17 protein-coding genes and 1 riboswitch are annotated in these 17,106 nt (G+C 44.2%); of the genes, 13 read left to right on the top strand and 4 right to left on the bottom strand.

Features of this window, described 5'->3' with window-relative positions; all coding sequences use genetic code 11:
* Window positions 1-156: 156 nt before the first annotated feature.
* From NST34_RS31730 to NST34_RS31700, 7 genes are all read left to right on the top strand, one after another.
* Window positions 157-357 carry a cold-shock protein gene (locus NST34_RS31730; RefSeq protein ID WP_019914582.1) on the top strand — a complete coding sequence of 67 codons (201 nt, stop codon included), beginning with the start codon at window positions 157-159 and terminating at the stop codon, window positions 355-357.
* Between the two features lie 92 nt (window positions 358-449).
* Complete coding sequence (locus NST34_RS31725; RefSeq protein WP_042131698.1) at window positions 450-680, top strand: cold-shock protein; 231 nt, start codon at window positions 450-452, stop codon at window positions 678-680.
* 223 nt (window positions 681-903) lie between these two features.
* A complete protein-coding gene (locus NST34_RS31720; protein ID WP_341059109.1) occupies window positions 904-2,298 on the top strand; it encodes a cytochrome ubiquinol oxidase subunit I in 1,395 nt (464 codons plus the stop codon).
* The gene (gene cydB, locus NST34_RS31715) at window positions 2,295-3,311 is read left to right on the top strand and encodes a cytochrome d ubiquinol oxidase subunit II (RefSeq protein ID WP_042193024.1); all 1,017 of its coding nucleotides are present in this window, start codon (window positions 2,295-2,297) and stop codon (window positions 3,309-3,311) included. Before NST34_RS31720 ends, cydB begins: the two co-directional genes overlap by 4 nt.
* A complete protein-coding gene (gene cydD, locus NST34_RS31710) occupies window positions 3,311-5,077 on the top strand; it encodes a thiol reductant ABC exporter subunit CydD (protein ID WP_042193023.1) in 1,767 nt (588 codons plus the stop codon). Before cydB ends, cydD begins: the two co-directional genes overlap by 1 nt.
* A complete protein-coding gene (cydC, locus tag NST34_RS31705; protein WP_341129484.1) occupies window positions 5,074-6,825 on the top strand; it encodes a thiol reductant ABC exporter subunit CydC in 1,752 nt (583 codons plus the stop codon). Before cydD ends, cydC begins: the two co-directional genes overlap by 4 nt.
* A 229-nt stretch (window positions 6,826-7,054) precedes the next feature.
* On the top strand, window positions 7,055-7,222 hold the full coding sequence (locus NST34_RS31700) for a CxxH/CxxC protein (RefSeq protein WP_076120603.1): 168 nt from the start codon (window positions 7,055-7,057) through the stop codon (window positions 7,220-7,222).
* 99 nt (window positions 7,223-7,321) lie between these two features.
* Here the strand turns inward: NST34_RS31700 and NST34_RS31695 are convergent, their stop codons facing one another.
* Window positions 7,322-8,734, bottom strand: coding sequence for an MFS transporter (locus NST34_RS31695; protein ID WP_341129483.1), 1,413 nt, complete (start codon window positions 8,732-8,734; stop codon window positions 7,322-7,324).
* 134 nt (window positions 8,735-8,868) lie between these two features.
* Here NST34_RS31695 and NST34_RS31690 point away from each other — a divergent pair, with 134 nt between their 5' ends.
* The 3 genes from NST34_RS31690 to NST34_RS31680 all read left to right on the top strand — a co-directional run bounded on the left by NST34_RS31690 (window position 8,869) and on the right by NST34_RS31680 (window position 10,775).
* Complete coding sequence (locus NST34_RS31690; protein WP_341129482.1) at window positions 8,869-9,219, top strand: ArsR/SmtB family transcription factor; 351 nt, start codon at window positions 8,869-8,871, stop codon at window positions 9,217-9,219.
* 131 nt (window positions 9,220-9,350) lie between these two features.
* Entirely contained in the window at window positions 9,351-9,830 is a 480-nt protein-coding gene (rlmH, locus tag NST34_RS31685) for a 23S rRNA (pseudouridine(1915)-N(3))-methyltransferase RlmH (protein WP_341129481.1), read from the top strand.
* A 90-nt stretch (window positions 9,831-9,920) separates the two neighbouring features.
* Window positions 9,921-10,775: an AraC family transcriptional regulator gene (locus tag NST34_RS31680; RefSeq protein ID WP_094869785.1), complete on the top strand. Its 855-nt coding sequence runs from the start codon at window positions 9,921-9,923 to the stop codon at window positions 10,773-10,775.
* 160 nt (window positions 10,776-10,935) lie between these two features.
* Here the strand turns inward: NST34_RS31680 and NST34_RS31675 are convergent, their stop codons facing one another.
* Window positions 10,936-11,103: a hypothetical protein gene (locus NST34_RS31675; protein WP_218640858.1), complete on the bottom strand. Its 168-nt coding sequence runs from the start codon at window positions 11,101-11,103 to the stop codon at window positions 10,936-10,938.
* A gap of 203 nt (window positions 11,104-11,306) precedes the next feature.
* Window positions 11,307-12,323 (bottom strand): alcohol dehydrogenase AdhP, encoded by a 1,017-nt coding sequence (gene adhP / locus NST34_RS31670; RefSeq protein WP_341129480.1) that lies wholly within the window; start codon window positions 12,321-12,323, stop codon window positions 11,307-11,309.
* Between the two features lie 197 nt (window positions 12,324-12,520).
* A riboswitch (glycine riboswitch) is annotated at window positions 12,521-12,601 on the top strand.
* A 134-nt stretch (window positions 12,602-12,735) separates the two neighbouring features.
* On the opposite strand from adhP, the gene NST34_RS31665 reads away from it, so the two are divergent.
* Together NST34_RS31665 and NST34_RS31660 are read left to right on the top strand one after the other, a co-directional pair.
* Entirely contained in the window at window positions 12,736-14,094 is a 1,359-nt protein-coding gene (locus NST34_RS31665) for an amino acid permease (protein WP_341129479.1), read from the top strand.
* Window positions 14,095-14,249: 155 nt separating this feature from the next.
* Entirely contained in the window at window positions 14,250-14,702 is a 453-nt protein-coding gene (locus NST34_RS31660; RefSeq protein ID WP_341129624.1) for a helix-turn-helix domain-containing protein, read from the top strand.
* Between the two features lie 77 nt (window positions 14,703-14,779).
* Here the strand turns inward: NST34_RS31660 and NST34_RS31655 are convergent, their stop codons facing one another.
* Window positions 14,780-16,243, bottom strand: a complete 1,464-nt coding sequence (locus tag NST34_RS31655; RefSeq protein WP_341129478.1) for a DHA2 family efflux MFS transporter permease subunit — start codon at window positions 16,241-16,243, stop codon at window positions 14,780-14,782.
* Window positions 16,244-16,409: 166 nt separating this feature from the next.
* Here NST34_RS31655 and NST34_RS31650 point away from each other — a divergent pair, with 166 nt between their 5' ends.
* The gene (locus tag NST34_RS31650; RefSeq protein WP_341129477.1) at window positions 16,410-16,964 is read left to right on the top strand and encodes a TetR/AcrR family transcriptional regulator; all 555 of its coding nucleotides are present in this window, start codon (window positions 16,410-16,412) and stop codon (window positions 16,962-16,964) included.
* Window positions 16,965-17,106 lie beyond the last annotated feature (142 nt).

Raw genomic sequence — 17,106 nt, 5'->3', positions numbered from 1 at the left:
GTGTGGTAATATGATATCAATCATACATTTAGTCCCTAATTTTCGCATTGAAAAGGGCTGTTATATTCGGTAATACAACCTTTTTCAATGTGTGAATTTTTTCTTTGTTTGAAGATAAAAAGAACATATTAATTTAAATTTGTGGAGGTAACACACATGCAAACAGGTACAGTTAAATGGTTCAACGCAGAAAAAGGATTCGGATTTATCGAAGTTGAAGGCGGAAGCGACGTATTCGTTCACTTCAGCGCAATCACTGGCGACGGCTTCAAAACTTTGGACGAAGGCCAACGCGTTGAATTCAACGTTGTTCAAGGCAACCGTGGACCACAAGCCGAAAACGTTGTAAAACTGTAATAATAGAAGAAACCGTCCCAGCTTGTGAAAGTTGGGACGGTCTTTTTATATCTAGTTAGTCACTATTGACTTACAGGATGGGAGGAACGGCAATGAACTACCGGAAGAAACCTTTGGAAGAAATACCGGAAGAAAATACCGCGATTTGGGCGTGTACCAATGATGGATGCAACGGATGGATGAGGGATAATTTCGCATTTGAACATGCGCCTTCTTGCCGTCTATGTGACTCTCCAATGGTTCGCAGCACGAAGATGCTACCACAATTGCTTAATTCGAATGGCGATCTCAAATCGCTGAAGAAGGGTATTTCCATTACCTAACCAATGCCTTTATGAGTCAAGCTTGTTATAGAGCAGTGAACAACTTCAAGACGGTCAAACCGTCTTATTTTTTTTGCTTTTTTTAAGGTAAATTGTGATTTTTGTCACAAATCATTTGAATTTCACCGTTAAAAGTACCCCTTTGTGTGACATTTATCACAAAATGACGTCTAAATTTTTGACACAATATAATTAACGAAAAGGGGAGAAGGAAGGGAAAAATATGGATACAGTAATGCTGTCGCGTATACAATTTGCGTCGACGACAATATTCCACTATTTCTTTGTACCGGTATCAATCGGACTAGCGCTCTTGATTGCGATCATGGAGACCATGTACGTTAGAAAAGGCAATGAAGAGTACAAAAGAATGGCACAGTTCTGGGGAAAGCTGTTTCTCATCAACTTTGCAGTAGGGGTAGTTACAGGTATTTTGCAGGAATTTCAGTTCGGGATGAACTGGTCTGATTATTCACGTTTTGTGGGTGATGTATTCGGGGCTCCACTTGCAGTCGAAGCATTGGCAGCTTTTTTTCTGGAGTCTACTTTTATTGGCATCTGGATATTCGGCTGGGACAAAGTGTCCAAAAGAGTGCACTTGTTATCCATCTGGCTAGTAGCTTTCGGTACGATGTTATCCGCTTTCTGGATTCTAGCAGCGAACTCCTTTATGCAGCATCCTGTGGGATTTGAGATAAATAATGGACGGGCAGAAATGAATGATTTCTTCGCGCTCATTACGAACGGACAATTGCTGGTTGAATTCCCGCACACGGTTCTTGCTGCGTATGCAACAGGCGCCTTCCTCGTAACGGGTATTAGTGCGTATAAAATATTGAAGAAACAAGATGTATCTTTCTTTAAGAAATCTTTTCAAATTGCAGCAATCGTAGGTATCATTTCTTCTATTGGTGTAGCCGTGGCAGGCCATGCGCAAGCACAGTATTTGGTTGAGACTCAACCTATGAAGATGGCGGCTTCCGAAGGACTGTGGGGTAAGAGTGGTGACCCGGCACCTTGGACCGTATGGGCAAATATTGATCCTGAGAAGCAAGAAAGTACTGGAGAATTTCAAATTCCGTATATGCTAAGCTTCCTTTCATACAGTAAATTTTCCGGTGAAGTTAAAGGTATGCTTGAGCTGCAAGCTGAGTATGAGCAAACCTATGGCCCCGGTGACTATATCCCGCCAGTACGTACGACATTCTGGAGTTTCCGGATCATGGTTCTAGCAGGAACGTTAATGATCGTAATGGGTATGTACGCAATGTATTTAATGTGGCGCAAAAAGATGGACCGTCCAAACACTTGGTTTATGCGGTTTATGTTATGGGGAATACTGCTTCCTCCAATTGCGAATACAGCAGGTTGGGTCATGACCGAATTCGGGCGTCAGCCATGGACGGTATTCGGATTGATGACAACGGAAGACAGTGTGTCGCCTAACATTACAAGTGGTCAGGTTCTATTCTCTGTTATTTCTTTTACAGCGATTTACGCCATTCTCGGATTAGTTCTAATTGGTTTGTTTATGAAAGTGATTAAAAAAGGTCCTTATGCGATGGATAACGATCACGGGGATTCGCATGATCCATATAACGAGGAGGGCGCCCAATGATGTCTCTTAATGAATTGTGGTTTGTGCTCATTGCAGTTCTGTTTATAGGGTTCTTCTTCCTGGAGGGTTTCGATTTCGGCGTAGGGATGGAAACACAAATTCTCGCTAAGAATGACACTGAGCGCCGGATTCTGATTAACTCGATCGGACCCTTCTGGGATGGAAACGAGGTATGGTTAATTACTGCTGCGGGTGCAATGTTTGCGGCTTTCCCTGAGTGGTATGCAACGTTGTTTAGCGGATTTTACATTCCCTTTGTCTTTGCTTTATTAGCTTTGATTGCACGTGGTGTTGCTTTTGAATTTAGAGGTAAACGGGATTCAGTAGCTTGGAAAAAAACTTGGGATGTTTGTATCTTTTTCGGCAGCTTCCTCCCACCTTTCCTCCTTGCTGTGGTGTTCGCCAGCTTCATCAAAGGTTTGCCGATTGATGGCGATATGCAAATGTACGCAGGTTTTACAGATATCGTAAATGTGTATACCGTAGTAGCTGGTGTGACTGTTGTCCTTCTTTGTTTGGTACATGGTCTCATGTTCACAACGTTGCGTACAGTGGGAGATCTACAGGCTCGCGCTCGAAAAATGGCGCAAAGATTGCTTTTGCCACTTGGGGCTTTATTGCTTGCTTTCGTGGTAATGACTTATTATATGACTGATATTTTCGAACAACGTGGTTTAGTTCTTATGATTATAGTAGCGCTGGGAATTATCGCGTTTATATTATCGGGTTATTTCATGACGAAGAAGAAGGATGGCTATGCTTTTGGTATGACAGGAGCGGTAATAGCATTGTCCGTAACTTCTATCTTTGTAGGATTGTTCCCACGTGTTATGATTAGTTCAATCGATCAAGCCTTTAATTTGACAATCACCAATGCGGCTTCGGGACATTACTCTTTAAAGGTAATGACGATTGTGGCACTGACCATCCTTCCATTCGTATTGGGATATCAAATTTGGAGTTACTTTGTCTTTCATAAACGCGTTCACGAGAAGGAGCATCTTGAATACTAATGGATAAAAATTTGCTTGGGTATAAAGGAGTTAAGCCGGTATTTCTGATCGTTGGCCTCCTTACCCTGGTGCAAAGCATGTCCATACTTCTGCTGGCCAAATGGCTGGCAGAAGTCATCTCTGCGCTATTTGCAGGAGAACCTCTGAAGGAACAATGGGCTACTTCGCTATTGTTCCTTCTTGCATTTCTAGTGCGCCATGCTTGCGCCATGCTGATGAGCCGTATCTCTTACCGCTTTGCGGAAGCAACAGGCAGCAACATGCGGAGGGAAATGATGGATAAGCTCTTCCAGCTTGGACCCAGAATGGTGGGCGGGCGTGGAACCGGGGATCTTGTCACACTTGTGCTGGAAGGCGTAACAAAGTTCCGCACATATTTAGAAGCGATTATCCCTAGAATGGTAGGGATGTCAATTACACCGATTTTGGTGCTTATTTATATCTACAAGATGGATACCGCGAGTGGGATAATTCTAACGATCACCATGCCGATTATTATTGTTTTTATGATCTTGATCGGGATGACGGCTCGCAAGCAGATGGACCGTCAGCTAAAATCTTATCGCACCTTATCTAATCATTTCGTAGACTCTCTCCGTGGGCTAGAAACGCTGAAATTTCTGGGCCGCAGTCGTAGTCATAGCACGAGTATTGCCACCGTCAGCGATCGATATCGCTCGGCGACGATGCGTACACTGCGAGTAGCCTTTTTATCTTCGTTCGCGCTGGACTTCTTTACGATGTTATCCGTTGCTTCCGTCGCGGTAAGTCTCGGCCTGCGTCTGGTCAACGATCAGATGACACTGGTTACGGGCTTAACCATTCTGATCTTGGCACCGGAATATTTTTTGCCTGTACGATTGGTAGGTTCGGATTTCCATGCTACTCTCGATGGTAAGGAAGCCGCTGAGGCAATGAAGAGCATTATAGATCAGGATGAAGTGAAAGCTGAAGTAGTAGGTTCTAATGGTGACCAAGCATTGAAATCAGCATCGAAAACACCAGAAGAGATATTCACTTGGCATAAAAATAGCACACTTACATTAAATGATGTCAGTGTGAAATACGAGGAAGCTGGTCTTTCTTCGCTGGAAGCGGTGAACCTACAATTTAAAGGAGCAAGCAAAATTGGGATTATCGGAGAGAGTGGGGCCGGTAAATCTACACTAGTCGATATCTTGGGTGGTTTCTTACACCCTACTTCAGGAAGTATCACAGTAAACGGTACAACGGTTAGCGCATTAACGGATGAGGCTTGGCGAAAGCAGACCTCGTATATCCCGCAGCGCCCTTATATTTTTAGTGGTACATTGGCTGATAATATTCGCTTCTATTACCCTGAGGCTTCTATGGAAGCTGTGGCTGCAGCTGTGAAAGCTACTGGATTATCAGAGCTGGTGGCAACCCTTCCGAATGGCTTGGATGAGATGATCGGCGGGGGAGGTCGTTCGTTCAGTGGCGGGCAGGAGCAGCGGGTTGCGCTGGCTCGAGCTTTACTCAGCAGTCGTCCGATTATGTTATTAGATGAGCCAACGGCACATCTGGATATTGAGACGGAATATGAGCTGAAGGAGACGATGGTGCCTCTTTTTGAAGGAAAGCTGGTCTTTCTGGCTACACATCGCCTGCACTGGATGCTTGATATGGACATTATTGTAGTAATGAAACAAGGAAAAGTGGCAGAAATCGGTACCCATCAGGAATTGCTTGCCCGCAAGGGTGCGTATTATGAGTTGATTGGGTCGCAATTGGAGGGAATCCATTGAAACGTGAAGGATGGTTTGCTCCGTATGTATCGTCGTATTTTTGGCGTTTTGTGCTTATTATCGTGCTTGGAGCGTTGACGATTTTTACAGCCTCATCATTAATGTATACTTCAGGATTTCTGATCTCAAAAGCGTCTACACCCGTCGAAAATATTCTAATGATTTATGTACCGATTGTAGGTGTGCGTACGTTCGGAACGAGTCGGGCTGTCATTCATTATGTAGAACGTTTAGTTGGGCATGACACGATTTTGCGAATTCTATCTAAGATGCGTGTGCGTCTGTACAATATTTTGGAGCCACAGGCTTTGTTCCTGTTGTCACGCTTCCGCACTGGGGATATTCTCGGGATGCTTGCGGATGATATTGAATATTTGCAAAATGTATATCTGCGCACCGTTTTTCCAAGCATTATTGCTTTGCTGATTTATGGAGCAGCTGTGATTGCACTGGGTACTTTTGATATCGCCTTTGCGCTATTGATGGCTCTGTATATATTGGTGTTAGTAGTGGTGTTGCCGTTCTTATCTCTATTGTTCACACAGAAACGCCAACGTGAAGTGAAAGTAGAGCGTAATCGTCTCTATCAAAAGCTGACTGACGCCGTACTTGGTATGGGTGACTGGGTCATTAGTGGACGACAAAGCCAGTTCGTAGACACTTATGAAGCAGATGAGAGAAAAGTAGCCAAAACCGATGCAGCGCTGCGCAGCTGGGCACGTATTCGTACGTTCATTGGGCAAGCGGTAATTGGGATTGGTGTGCTTTCTATGCTATATTGGGCCGCTGGAGAGTTTGCAGATGGTGCTATTGCGGGTACATTGATTGCGGCGTTCGTACTGGTTGTTTTTCCTGTAGCAGATGCCTTTCTGCCAGTGTCTGAAGCGGTGGAGAAAATCCCGCAGTACCGTAACTCCTTAGAGCGATTGTCTGGTGTAAATGGAACTGAGCAGAACATCGTCTCTGAAAAAGCAACTGTAGTCGATGCTCTGCCTCAGGCCATGAAGAGTGCTCACATCAAGCTCGAAAATGTAGGTTACCACTATGGTTCAGAGGCTAACTGGTCGGTTCGCGATCTCAGCCTCGATATTCCACAAGGTAAAAAGATTGCGATTATCGGCCGAAGTGGTGCGGGTAAATCGACGTTATTAAAGGCTATTCAAGGTGTTATTGAACCTTCTGACGGCTCGGTTACGATTAATGGAATCGCTGCAGATGCCTATGGCGAGCATATTCCTTCTATTATAGCGGTGCTTAATCAGAGTCCACATTTGTTCGATACTACAGTAGCTAACAATATTCGTATGGGTGATCCGAAGGCTTCCGAACAAGCCATTAAAGAAGCTGGCGCCTTAGCCAAAATGGATACGTTGATCTCCTCGTTGCCAGATGGATATGATACCTTTGTCCGTGAAGCAGGGCAACGATTCTCTGGTGGAGAGCGTCAGCGGATAGCGTTAGCTCGTATTTTGCTGCAAAATACACCTGTTGTCATACTCGACGAACCGACTGTAGGGTTGGACCCGCGGACGGAACGTGATCTTTTGAAGACAATGTTCGAAGCCATGAAGGGTAAGTCACTAATTTGGGTAACGCATCATTTGGTCGGTGCGGAGCAGATGGATGAAGTGATTTTTATGGAAAATGGCTCAGTAGAAATGCGTGGAACCCATGCGGAGCTGATGAAAAAAGAACCACGTTACCGCAGATTGTATGAGCTGGATCGTCCGGTGGAGTTTCTAGGGTAGGATGGAGAGTTTAAAATAATATTTATAGAAAATAGAGAGAGAGAAGTGATGAGATTCCTTTTGCCCTTCGGGGTGAGAGGAATCTTTTTTTGGTGAAGGGCAAGAATATAGACAATGGATGAACAGATCGCTGGAATGGATAGATAGGAGTTCCATTTTCGTGGGAAGTATGGTAGAACAATAGAAGGAGTATTAGGCCGTAGCGGCACAGAAAGGGATGCTTGGTTGAATGTATGTAGTATGTAAAGAACATGTAGAATTAGCTATTGATTTGTTTGTGGACGAGTATGAAGATGCACCAGATGTAGTGGATTTGAAGGAAACGGAATTCTCTGACTGGGACCCGCCGGCAAAGTGCACCCAATGTGAGAAGAACGCTGAATATTTGGTGGTCTAAAAGACCTTTAAGAATTATAAAAAAACACCTTGCAGTCCCGGAAATGGGCCGCAAGGTGTTTTTGCGTGGAATAATTATAGGTGCATTGGAGGATTAATCTTATGCATCTGCTGCATCTGCCATATTGGTCAGGGAGCTACCTCGGTTGTTCTTGCGGTAGACAATGGCTGAGATGATGGCAAGCATTGCTGCAATAGAGAGTCCCCAGTAGATGTTTGAGTAAGCGGCCCGGAGCGGCAGCCCACGCTGCCATTCCAATGCACTTGCGGCCATAGCTACGCTGAAGGCACCACTAAAGAATTGCAGTAACTGGAACAGTCCCATCCCGGAGCCGATTTGTGAGGAAGGAAGAATCCGTGAGATTTCATTGGATACACTACTGGACAACGTCGTGAAGGCAAGACTCATAATCATATAGATGAGCATGACGGCAATCCAGGATCGTCCCGCAAAAACAGCGAACAGGACGGTAGCAGTCAGCACAAGCAGTGGAGCGAAACGCAATATCCCCGCATTGCCATAACGGTCGATGATTCGTCCGACGGAACGGGAAACGAAGATTGCGAGCAGCGATCCCGGAAAGATCACAAGCCCGGCATGACTTGCACTGAAGCCAAAGCGATGAGTTAAAATCTGCGGCAGCAGGAACAAGGTGGCGAAGCTGCACAGATAGGAGGCTATTCCGACCACCGCCAGCACGAGATATGAGCGGTTACGGAATAGCGCGGGCATTACAAATGGGTCGGGCGTGCTGCGGATGCGGCCAACAAATAAAGCGATGGCGACAAGTCCGGCGACCAAGGCCACCCACAGCCCACTAGTCAGGAACAGCAGCAGACCGGTGGTACCCACGCCCAAGAGCAGCCCACCAAGCACATCAAAGGAGCCGCGGGTGGGCACCTCTTTAGGCAACAGGATAAGGAACAATGGCACGAGAAGCAAAATAGCTGCCGTTACAGCGAACAACCAGATCCAGCCGAGATATTCGACGATGGCTCCGCCCGCGACCGGACCAAGGCCTAGGCCGAGTGAAACGGCTGACATAATCGTCGCCATCGCTTTGCCGCGACGGGCTTGCGGGACATAGCGGGTAAATAGAACAAGAGATAAGGACATTACTGCGCCCGCGCCCGACGCCTGTAGAATGCGCACGATAAGCAGAAAGATAAAGTTGGTGCTGAAGAAGCCGGCCACAGCCGCAAAGCCTAGCGTCAACAAGCCTATCACCAGCAGGCGGCGGATCGGCAGAAAATCAGAGAGCCGGCTGTACGTGATTGAGGCAATCGAAAACATAATGGAATACCCGGTAACAATCCAAGAAGCAGATGCAGCTGTAATGCCGAAGGCTTCGGTTACATCAGGCAGTGCCAGATTGAACATGGCTGTATTCATGATGACAAGAACCACAGCGATGCTGAACAGCAGTATCAGCAGGCCTTCCCGTGGAAGAGTCGCTTCCGGAGCGGAGGCTTCATGATCCGCATTCGCGGAAAGGTTATTTACAGAAGTCATGTGCGAAGCACTCCTTTTATTATTGTTTAATAGTTCGATTACTTACGAACAATTGAAATATAGCAAGCGTTGATATAAAATGCAATTAGGTAATTTTTTTCGCATTAAAAGTAGGACAAAGGGGATAATCATCCATGAAAATACTATTTCATCCGGACCGCAATGACATTCAGCTTGCTTCCGTATTGTATGCGCTCAGCGATCCGATTCGCCTCCATATCGTATCGGATATTCATAGAAATGGAGAACAGGCTTGCAACGGCTTCAACGTTCCGATCGCCAAATCCACCATGTCTCACCATGCCCGTACGCTGCGCGAGTCAGGGGTTGTGTTTACGCGGGTGCAAGGAACCCAGCGTATACTGTCGCTACGGACAGAGGATCTGAGCGCACGTTTCCCAGGATTGCTGGATTCTATATTGAGTGCTTATGAAGCTGGGGAAAAGCCGGATTTTGCAATGGAGGAGCGGGAGGAGAGTAAGTAGGGGATGGATTGTCTGAAGAATAGGACATTTAAGGAATGCGAAAGATTAGGAAGCTACTTACTAAAACTACAAGGGACGCCCAGTGCGCGTCCTTTTGCTATTTCAATAGAGGACTATAACAGGAGGCACTTATGCTTATTCAAATTATTGGCGTAGGAAAATTGAAGGAAAAGTACTTGATCAATGGCATCGCGGAGTATGCTAAACGGCTGACACCGTACCTGAAATTTCAGGTGATTGAGGTGGTAGATGAAAAAGCACCCGACTCTCTAAGCGAAGCAGAGGTCGGTATTGTTAAGGCGCGCGAGGGCGAACGCATCCTCGCGCACATAAAGAGCGAGGCGCATGTCATTGCGCTCGCGATTGACGGCAAGCTGTGGAGCTCGGAAGAGCTTGCTGCAGAAATTGACCGGCTCGGCACCTACGGGACGAGCCATGTCGTGTTCGTCATCGGAGGGAGCCATGGGCTCTCCGATGAGGTCATGCGCCGCGCGCAGCAGCGCATGAGCTTCGGGCGCATGACGCTGCCCCATCAGCTCATGCGCCTGGTGCTGGTGGAGCAGATTTATCGCGCGGTGAAGATAAATCGGGGGGAACCGTATCATAAATAAGGGCAAGTTTTTTGCTGACTTTTTCGTGCAGAAATTGCAAGGTATTCATTTTTTATTTCCGATAAAATTACCTTGAAGGGAGGGAATACGATGGATTGGTTGGACAGGATGAATAGTGCCATGGAATATATCGAAACAAATCTAGCGGACACTATTTCATTTGATGAAATAGCACAGAGAGCCTGTTGCTCTACCTATCATTTTCAAAGAATGTTTCCATTTATTACTGGCGTATCGTTATCGGAGTACATTCGACGTCGACGGTTGACATTGGCGGCATTCGAACTGCAGACAACAGACTCAAAGGTTATTGATGTAGCTATGAAATATGGATATGATTCGCCGGAGGCGTTTGCACGGGCCTTTAAGAATCTTCATGGTATTATGCCGACATCTGCGCGCGATACAGGCGTTTCTCTAAAAGCCTATCCTCGAATGTCCTTTCATATTTCAATAAAAGGGGATGTCGAAATGAATTACCGTATTGAGCAAAGAGGTTCTTTTGAGATGTTTGGAGTATATGGATTTATAAATGCAGACCAGAAAACAGCGTTCTCTGAAGTTCCTCAATTCCGTATAAAATGTGATGATGATGGCAGCGTTGATCTTATGAACGACTTACTGGGACGTTTTGGTGACACCATGTTACACGCCGCCCTTTACGATCACACTAAAGAATCTTTCAAATACATGGTCTGTTATCATTTACCTAAGGGTCTTGAAATTCCGGAGAGATTTACAAAACTTTCTGTCCCAACATTAACGTGGGCGATTTTCCCGGAGCCGCAATGTGATATGCAAAAACTATGGCAACGAATCTATTCTGAGTGGTTTCCGACATCTGAATACGAACAGGTTGAGGGCCCTAGTTTCGAAATGTATTATGGAATGGCACGGCATGGGAATGTTTCAGGAGAAATCTGGATACCAGTGAAGAAAAAATAACGCTCTTATGTGAGCGAAATGTAGGCGTTAACGAAGATGACAACTGAACAAATCTAGATTAATAAAGGGTCATCCCCACAAAGGATGGCCCTATAACTTGCCGTTACAGACAGCGCGGTGAGCCTTATCATAAGTAGGGCGAAAAAAAGGGAGTGACCACTTAATTTGCCGTCTTATTGACAAAATCAATCTCATTTCTGATCGCTTTATGGGCGTCATTCCACAGGCCCTTTGTCAGGCGAATGCGCAGCAGGCATGTGTTAGGGTCTTCGTCGTTATTGGCTTCGTTATACCAATCGGCGAATATTGTGCGCAGCTTTGTCATCATCTCCGCGTTCTTCTCCCAAATCCATCGCTATTTATAGTTTGGTACTTATTCATTTTCATCATCCTTTTTTCATTTTTATTTTACACATCACTCCTTCCCTTCACGGATTCCATTACATTCTCCATAGAACGCTCTAACATTCCGATCACCTCAAATTTTGTGGCTTGTAATAAATATTATGGTAGCATACTTTTTATTATTGATCATTTCGTCATATCAAGGACGATTCGACCATTGATTTTGCCTTCTAACATAAGATCGTAGATCTCATTAATATCTTCTAGTTTACGTGTCTCAATAATGGTTTTGATTTTTCCTTCTGCAGCGAATTGTAATGTTTCTTGTAAATCTTTGCGAGTGCCGACAATCGAACCGACTACCTTTGTTCCGTTTAATACTGTATCAAAAATCGGAACATCCATGGATTCAGGAGGCAGCCCAACCATGACGCAGGTACCGCCGCGGCGAATGGCCCGGTAGGCTTGGTCGAATGCTTTTTTCGCAACCGCTGTACAAACGACACCATGCACTCCGCCGATTTCTTTTTGAATCCAGTCTGCCGCATCTTCTTTTAATGCATTTACGGTTTTGTCTGCGCCAAGCTGTTTGGCAAGCTCCATCTTTTCATCCGACGTGTCGATGGCCACTACGTTCATTCCCATCACCTTTGCATATTGTACACCAAGATGACCCAATCCTCCGACGCCGAAAATGGCTACCCATTCACCTGGCTTTACACCTGATACTTTCAAAGCTTTATAGGTCGTAACGCCAGCGCAAAATAAAGGTGCCGCTTCGATGAAGCTTAGATTATCAGGAACCTTCACTACATAATCGGCAGCTGCCACACAATATTCTGCATATCCGCCATCTACGGAATATCCGGAATTTTGCTGATCGAGACAAAGAGTCTCTCTTCCTGTAAGACAATACTCACAATGACCGCAGGCTGAGTACAGCCATGGAATTCCTACTCGGTCTCCTACCTTTAAGTGTGTAACTCCTTCACCTATTTCTTCAATAATCCCAACGCCTTCATGTCCGGGAATAAGAGGGAGTTTCGGTTTGACGGGCCAATCGCCATGAGCAGCATGCAAATCAGTATGACACACTCCGCACGCCTGAATATGGACAAGGATTTCTTTGTGTCCGGGTTTTGGTTTAGGTACGTCTTGTAGCTCTAACTTTTCTTTGAATTTCTTTACTACAGCGGCTTTCATTAGCATACTCCTTTAGTTTTTTGCTTTTCAAAAAGTAGTATGTTCATGAGGCTAACTTTAAATTCTTGAGACTTTTATCACTGATTAACACTCACATCACAAGTAATATGTTAGAATATCAGAACAGCTTTACTGCGTTACCGCTTTATCAACTTCATAATTCACGAGCTATGATGGCTAAGGATTACACTTTAGCTGGAGCAGCTTCTGGAGAGACTGCGGAAATTCCGCGGCGCCGAAGGGTTCACAATCTCAGGCAAAAGGACAGAAGAGTACTGAATATGTATTTGTCATGCTGATCGCCATCAGCAGGGCGAATATTATTTGATATTCTTACGATCTGGGAGATTGGATGACATCCAATCTCTCTTTTTTTATTCCAATTTATTGTACTCACAAGGGGGAACTAGGTATGGCACAACTAGAATTAAAGAGAGAGCTGGCTAATCGGCATGTTCAGCTTATTGCTATTGGCGGCACCATTGGTACAGGATTATTCTTGGGATCAGGCAAGGCGATAGAGAAGGCAGGCCCATCCATTATGATCACGTATTTAATCGTGGGTATTGCTGTGTTTTTTGTGATGAGAGCACTGGGAGAACTCCTATTATCTAAAGCGGGCTATCAATCGTTTACGGATATTGCTGAAGACTACCTTGGATCACGGGTCGCATTCATTACTGGTTGGACCTATTGGTTTTGCTGGATCATGACGGCTATGGCTGATGTCATTGCTGTTGGCGTATATGTACAGTACTGGTTTGATATCCCGCAGTGGGTTCCTGCCATCGCCTGTCTAGTCGTGTTATTAGGACTTAATCTATTAACTGTAAAGAGCTTTGGGGAACTCGAATTTTGGTTTGCTTTAATTAAGGTAATTACGATTCTCGCCTTGATTGGTCTTGGGGTCATTTTACTGATCATAGGGTTTAAGACGGATGCAGGATCGGTGACGGTACGAAACCTATGGGAGCATGGGGGATTTTTTCCGAACGGCATATCAGGCTTCTTATTTTCTTTTCAAATGGTTGTATTTGCTTATGTCGGTGTGGAATTGGTGGGGGTGTCGGCAGCGGAAACAGCGGATCCGGAGAAAAATATTCCATCGGCAATTAATAAAATTCCTTTACGGATTCTATTCTTCTATGTTGGTGCGCTTTTCGTCCTGCTATGCATAAATCCTTGGACGGAGCTCAGTCCGGCAGAGAGTCCTTTTGTAAAAACCTTTACTTTAGTAGGGATTCCAATTGCCGCAGGGATTATTAATTTTGTCGTATTAACTTCAGCCGCTTCTGCTTGTAATAGTGGGATGTTTTCGACAAGCCGAATTCTCTATAATTTGAGCAGAAACGATCAGGCGTCACCTAATTTGGGTAAACTAAATAAAAACCATGTACCAGCCAACTCGTTATTCATTTCTACAATTGTCATATCTGTAGGGGCTCTTTTGAGTAAACTTATTCCGGAACAGGCTTTTGGAATCGTGACAACGATAAGCGCCATTTGTTTTATATGGGTGTGGGGCATTGTTCTCATCTGCCATATTAAGTACAAGAAAACCCGGCCAGACTTACAGGCGAGATCGAAATTCAAAGCACCGTTCACACCGGCTATTAATTATATTGTCTTAACCTTGTTCGCTGGGATACTGATCATCATGTTATTCGCTGGAGAGACACGCCCGGCTCTATTATGTACTCCGTTATGGTTTATTTTATTATTCATCCTGTATTCGATTAGAAGTAAAAAGGGGAAAAGTAATCAAGCTTGAGTGAGACCAACATTAAGTAGCGGCAAGCGAAGACCTTTCACAAGTCTAGTGTTGATCGCAACTTAGGGTTGCGGGGCTGCAACTAAAGCGTTCTTTACTTCTGCATACGATTAATCCAATATAGGCTTATGAATTGCAGAAAGGTAGTTGCTGCTATGATCTTTGGGGAGAAGTTAAAAGCGGAAAGAAATAAAAAAAGTTGGTCACAAGAAGAACTGGCCGAGAAGCTGTTTGTAAGCCGACAGTCGGTTTCGAAATGGGAGAATGGTCAGAACTACCCAAGCATTGAAATCATTATTAAAATAAGCGATCTTTTTGGGGTAACTATCGATGAGTTACTAAGGAGTGACGAGGAGTTGACCAAAAAGGTGATAGAAGAAGGCAAGAAATTGGCTCACCCGAAATTAAAGTTTGTATTTGATGTCTTCGTAATAGCAGGCATTGTGCTATTAGTGATTAAACTCTGTGTGCTCTTTCTGAACAAAGTAATGGCACTAGAGATTACCTTGAATGGCGGGTCATTCTTTTGGAACTTCGGTTCTTTGATTTTAATGGTTATCGGGGGAATTGGCTCCAGCATCCTGAAAGAAAAATATAAACAAGAGTAAGCCGGTGAGCCGGGAATAGCTATTAATAATGTAAAAGGACAGCTGATCGCTGTCCTTTTACATTCCACGTTATAAGGTTATTCCTTGTTAACTAGATTTGCTTTCTTTTCAACCATGATCTTGCTCTTCATCGGCATAAATAATGTTATAACAAACGCGGCGACGGATAAAATCATCATAAAGTAATAGGCGTCACTTGCCCCAAGAATGGATGCAAGGGATTTAAGGATCTCAGGAGTAGTAGAGGGGTTGCTCTGCATCACTGTGGCCGCATGACTTGTTGCCTGTACTGTATAAATCGTAATTACGACAGCAGTACCGATGGCTCCGGCAATTTGGCGAACGGTATTGTTCACAGCTGTACCATGCGTGCCGAGTTGTTTGGGCAGTGCATTTAGTCCAGCCGTATTGAGTGGCATAGTGATGAAGCTTAACCCAATTCGCAGGCCAATGGTACGAATCATTAGATACATATACGTTGTAGATTCAGATAGATCAGTTACCGCCCACATAGATGGAATAATAAACAGTAAACCAATAATGAACAGTGGTTTAGCACCAAAACGGTCGTATAATTTACCGGTGACGGGTGACATGAACGCATTTACGAGCGCCCCTGGCAGCAATAGTAGTCCTGCATCAAATGCTGTAAAGCCACGGCCATTCTGCAGATAAATAGGCAATAAAATCATATCTGCGTACATCATCATCGTGATTAATACGTTAATAAGAGAAGTCATCGTAAAAACTTTATTTTTGAAGACAGACAGGTTCAGCAGTGGATCATCAGACTTGATTTGTCGAAGACAGAATACGGCCGTAACAGCGATCCCGATCCCTAAGGTCAGAATTACTATTACATCGTCCCAGCCTTTACTGCCTGCACTACTGAAGCCGTATAAAATTAAGCCAAATCCAACGGTCGATAAAAGAACACTTACCACATCAAGCTTAGACTTAGACGTCTCGGATACATTCACTAAATATTTGTACGCTAGCGCTATAACAATGATGACGAGTGGAATGAGGCCGATAAATAACCAGCGCCAAGAGTGATATTCAACAATAAATCCCGCAAGCGTCGGCCCAATAGCAGGAGCAAATATCATCGCCAGTCCAAGCAGTCCCATAGCACTGCCGCGTTTTTCAACAGGGAAAATAGCGAGCACAACGCTCATCATGAGCGGCATTATAATACCGGCACCTGCAGCTTGGATCATCCGTCCGACTAAGAGTAGACTAAAGCTCGGCGCTGCTGCACAAATGATTGAGCCAATTAATAAAAATGACATGGCACTTAGAAATAATTGACGTGTTGTAAAACGTTTCATTAAATAGGCTGTAATCGGAATCAATATCCCGTTGACCAGCATAAAACCCGTTGAAATCCATTGTACAGTTGTTGCCGTGACATCAAATACATCCATCAGACTACTTAAGGCGACATTTAAAAGCGTCTGATTGAGTGTAGATAAGAAACAACCAAAAATTAGAATGGTTAGTAGGATTCCTTTATTTATTTCCTTAATATCTTCTTGCATGGTGCAGGCCTCTCTTCATTGCTTTTTCGACACAGTGTCGATAAAATAAATCATATCAGCATTTAAACGGTATTCCTATTTGCAATTTTATTGAAAATGTCGACTAATCGACAGAATGGGTAAATTAGTTGATGAAATACTATATAAACGATAATAGAGGGATGAAATGTCCGAACATAAAAGAGTTGATCCACGAGCCATTCGCTCAAAAAAGATGCTGAAAAATGCTGTTTTTTCATTATTGGCCGAGAATGTGGAGATTTCTCAATTGACTGTCCAAAAAATCGCCAACCGTGCTGAGCTGAATCGTGCAACGTTTTATTTGCATTATGAGGATATTAACGATTTATTGCGCCAGATCGTACATGAAATCTTTGATGACCTGTCCATGAAGGTTGAACCGTTATTACAAGTGAAGAGCAGTATCGAGCAGGAGCAGGTGGTCACATTTTTAAGTTATTTTTATGAATACCGGCAAATATTTGCTGTATTGGTAGAGCACAAAGGCTTCAAAAACCAATTAACCAACCTATTAAAAAATACTATCGAAAAGCGAAGAAACGTGAGAAACATAGATTCCACTAAGGAGGTTGTCTCCCTTGATATTATTGCAGCATCACTATTAGGGATTATTATGTGGTGGATTAAGGATGGCAGCCAATATAGTGCGGAATACATAGCAGGCCAAATTACCTTGATGTATAAAAGAAGGTATTTATAATCGCTAGACTATGCTACAGGAGGATATGGGTAAAAACCGTTGTATGATGTAGAGAGACAAATTTCAAGATAACGGATATTCTCCGCACCAACCTTAGGTAAAACTATAAAAAGCGGCAGTCTAGGGCGGTAATTCTCGTCCA

This window comes from Paenibacillus sp. FSL H7-0714, from assembly GCF_038003765.1.
GTDB lineage: Bacteria > Bacillota > Bacilli > Paenibacillales > Paenibacillaceae > Paenibacillus_AQ.
The sequence above is the reverse complement of the archived record's forward strand: the minus strand, read 5'-3'. Positions and strand labels throughout refer to the sequence as shown.

Bases quoted from the DNA above. Each gene is read 5' to 3' on its own strand.
- NST34_RS31730 (WP_019914582.1), top strand. From the start codon at position 157: ATGCAAACAGGTACAGTTAAATGGTTCAACGCAGAAAAAGGATTCGGA.
- NST34_RS31725 (WP_042131698.1), top strand. From the start codon at position 450: ATGAACTACCGGAAGAAACCTTTGGAAGAAATACCGGAAGAAAATACC.
- NST34_RS31720 (WP_341059109.1), top strand. From the start codon at position 904: ATGGATACAGTAATGCTGTCGCGTATACAATTTGCGTCGACGACAATA.
- cydB (WP_042193024.1), top strand. From the start codon at position 2,295: ATGATGTCTCTTAATGAATTGTGGTTTGTGCTCATTGCAGTTCTGTTT.
- cydD (WP_042193023.1), top strand. From the start codon at position 3,311: ATGGATAAAAATTTGCTTGGGTATAAAGGAGTTAAGCCGGTATTTCTG.
- NST34_RS31700 (WP_076120603.1), top strand. From the start codon at position 7,055: ATGTATGTAGTATGTAAAGAACATGTAGAATTAGCTATTGATTTGTTT.
- NST34_RS31695 (WP_341129483.1), bottom strand. From the start codon at position 8,734: ATGACTTCTGTAAATAACCTTTCCGCGAATGCGGATCATGAAGCCTCC.
- NST34_RS31690 (WP_341129482.1), top strand. From the start codon at position 8,869: ATGAAAATACTATTTCATCCGGACCGCAATGACATTCAGCTTGCTTCC.
- rlmH (WP_341129481.1), top strand. From the start codon at position 9,351: ATGCTTATTCAAATTATTGGCGTAGGAAAATTGAAGGAAAAGTACTTG.
- NST34_RS31680 (WP_094869785.1), top strand. From the start codon at position 9,921: ATGGATTGGTTGGACAGGATGAATAGTGCCATGGAATATATCGAAACA.
- NST34_RS31675 (WP_218640858.1), bottom strand. From the start codon at position 11,103: ATGATGACAAAGCTGCGCACAATATTCGCCGATTGGTATAACGAAGCC.
- adhP (WP_341129480.1), bottom strand. From the start codon at position 12,323: ATGAAAGCCGCTGTAGTAAAGAAATTCAAAGAAAAGTTAGAGCTACAA.
- NST34_RS31665 (WP_341129479.1), top strand. From the start codon at position 12,736: ATGGCACAACTAGAATTAAAGAGAGAGCTGGCTAATCGGCATGTTCAG.
- NST34_RS31660 (WP_341129624.1), top strand. From the start codon at position 14,250: ATGATCTTTGGGGAGAAGTTAAAAGCGGAAAGAAATAAAAAAAGTTGG.
- NST34_RS31655 (WP_341129478.1), bottom strand. From the start codon at position 16,243: ATGCAAGAAGATATTAAGGAAATAAATAAAGGAATCCTACTAACCATT.
- NST34_RS31650 (WP_341129477.1), top strand. From the start codon at position 16,410: ATGTCCGAACATAAAAGAGTTGATCCACGAGCCATTCGCTCAAAAAAG.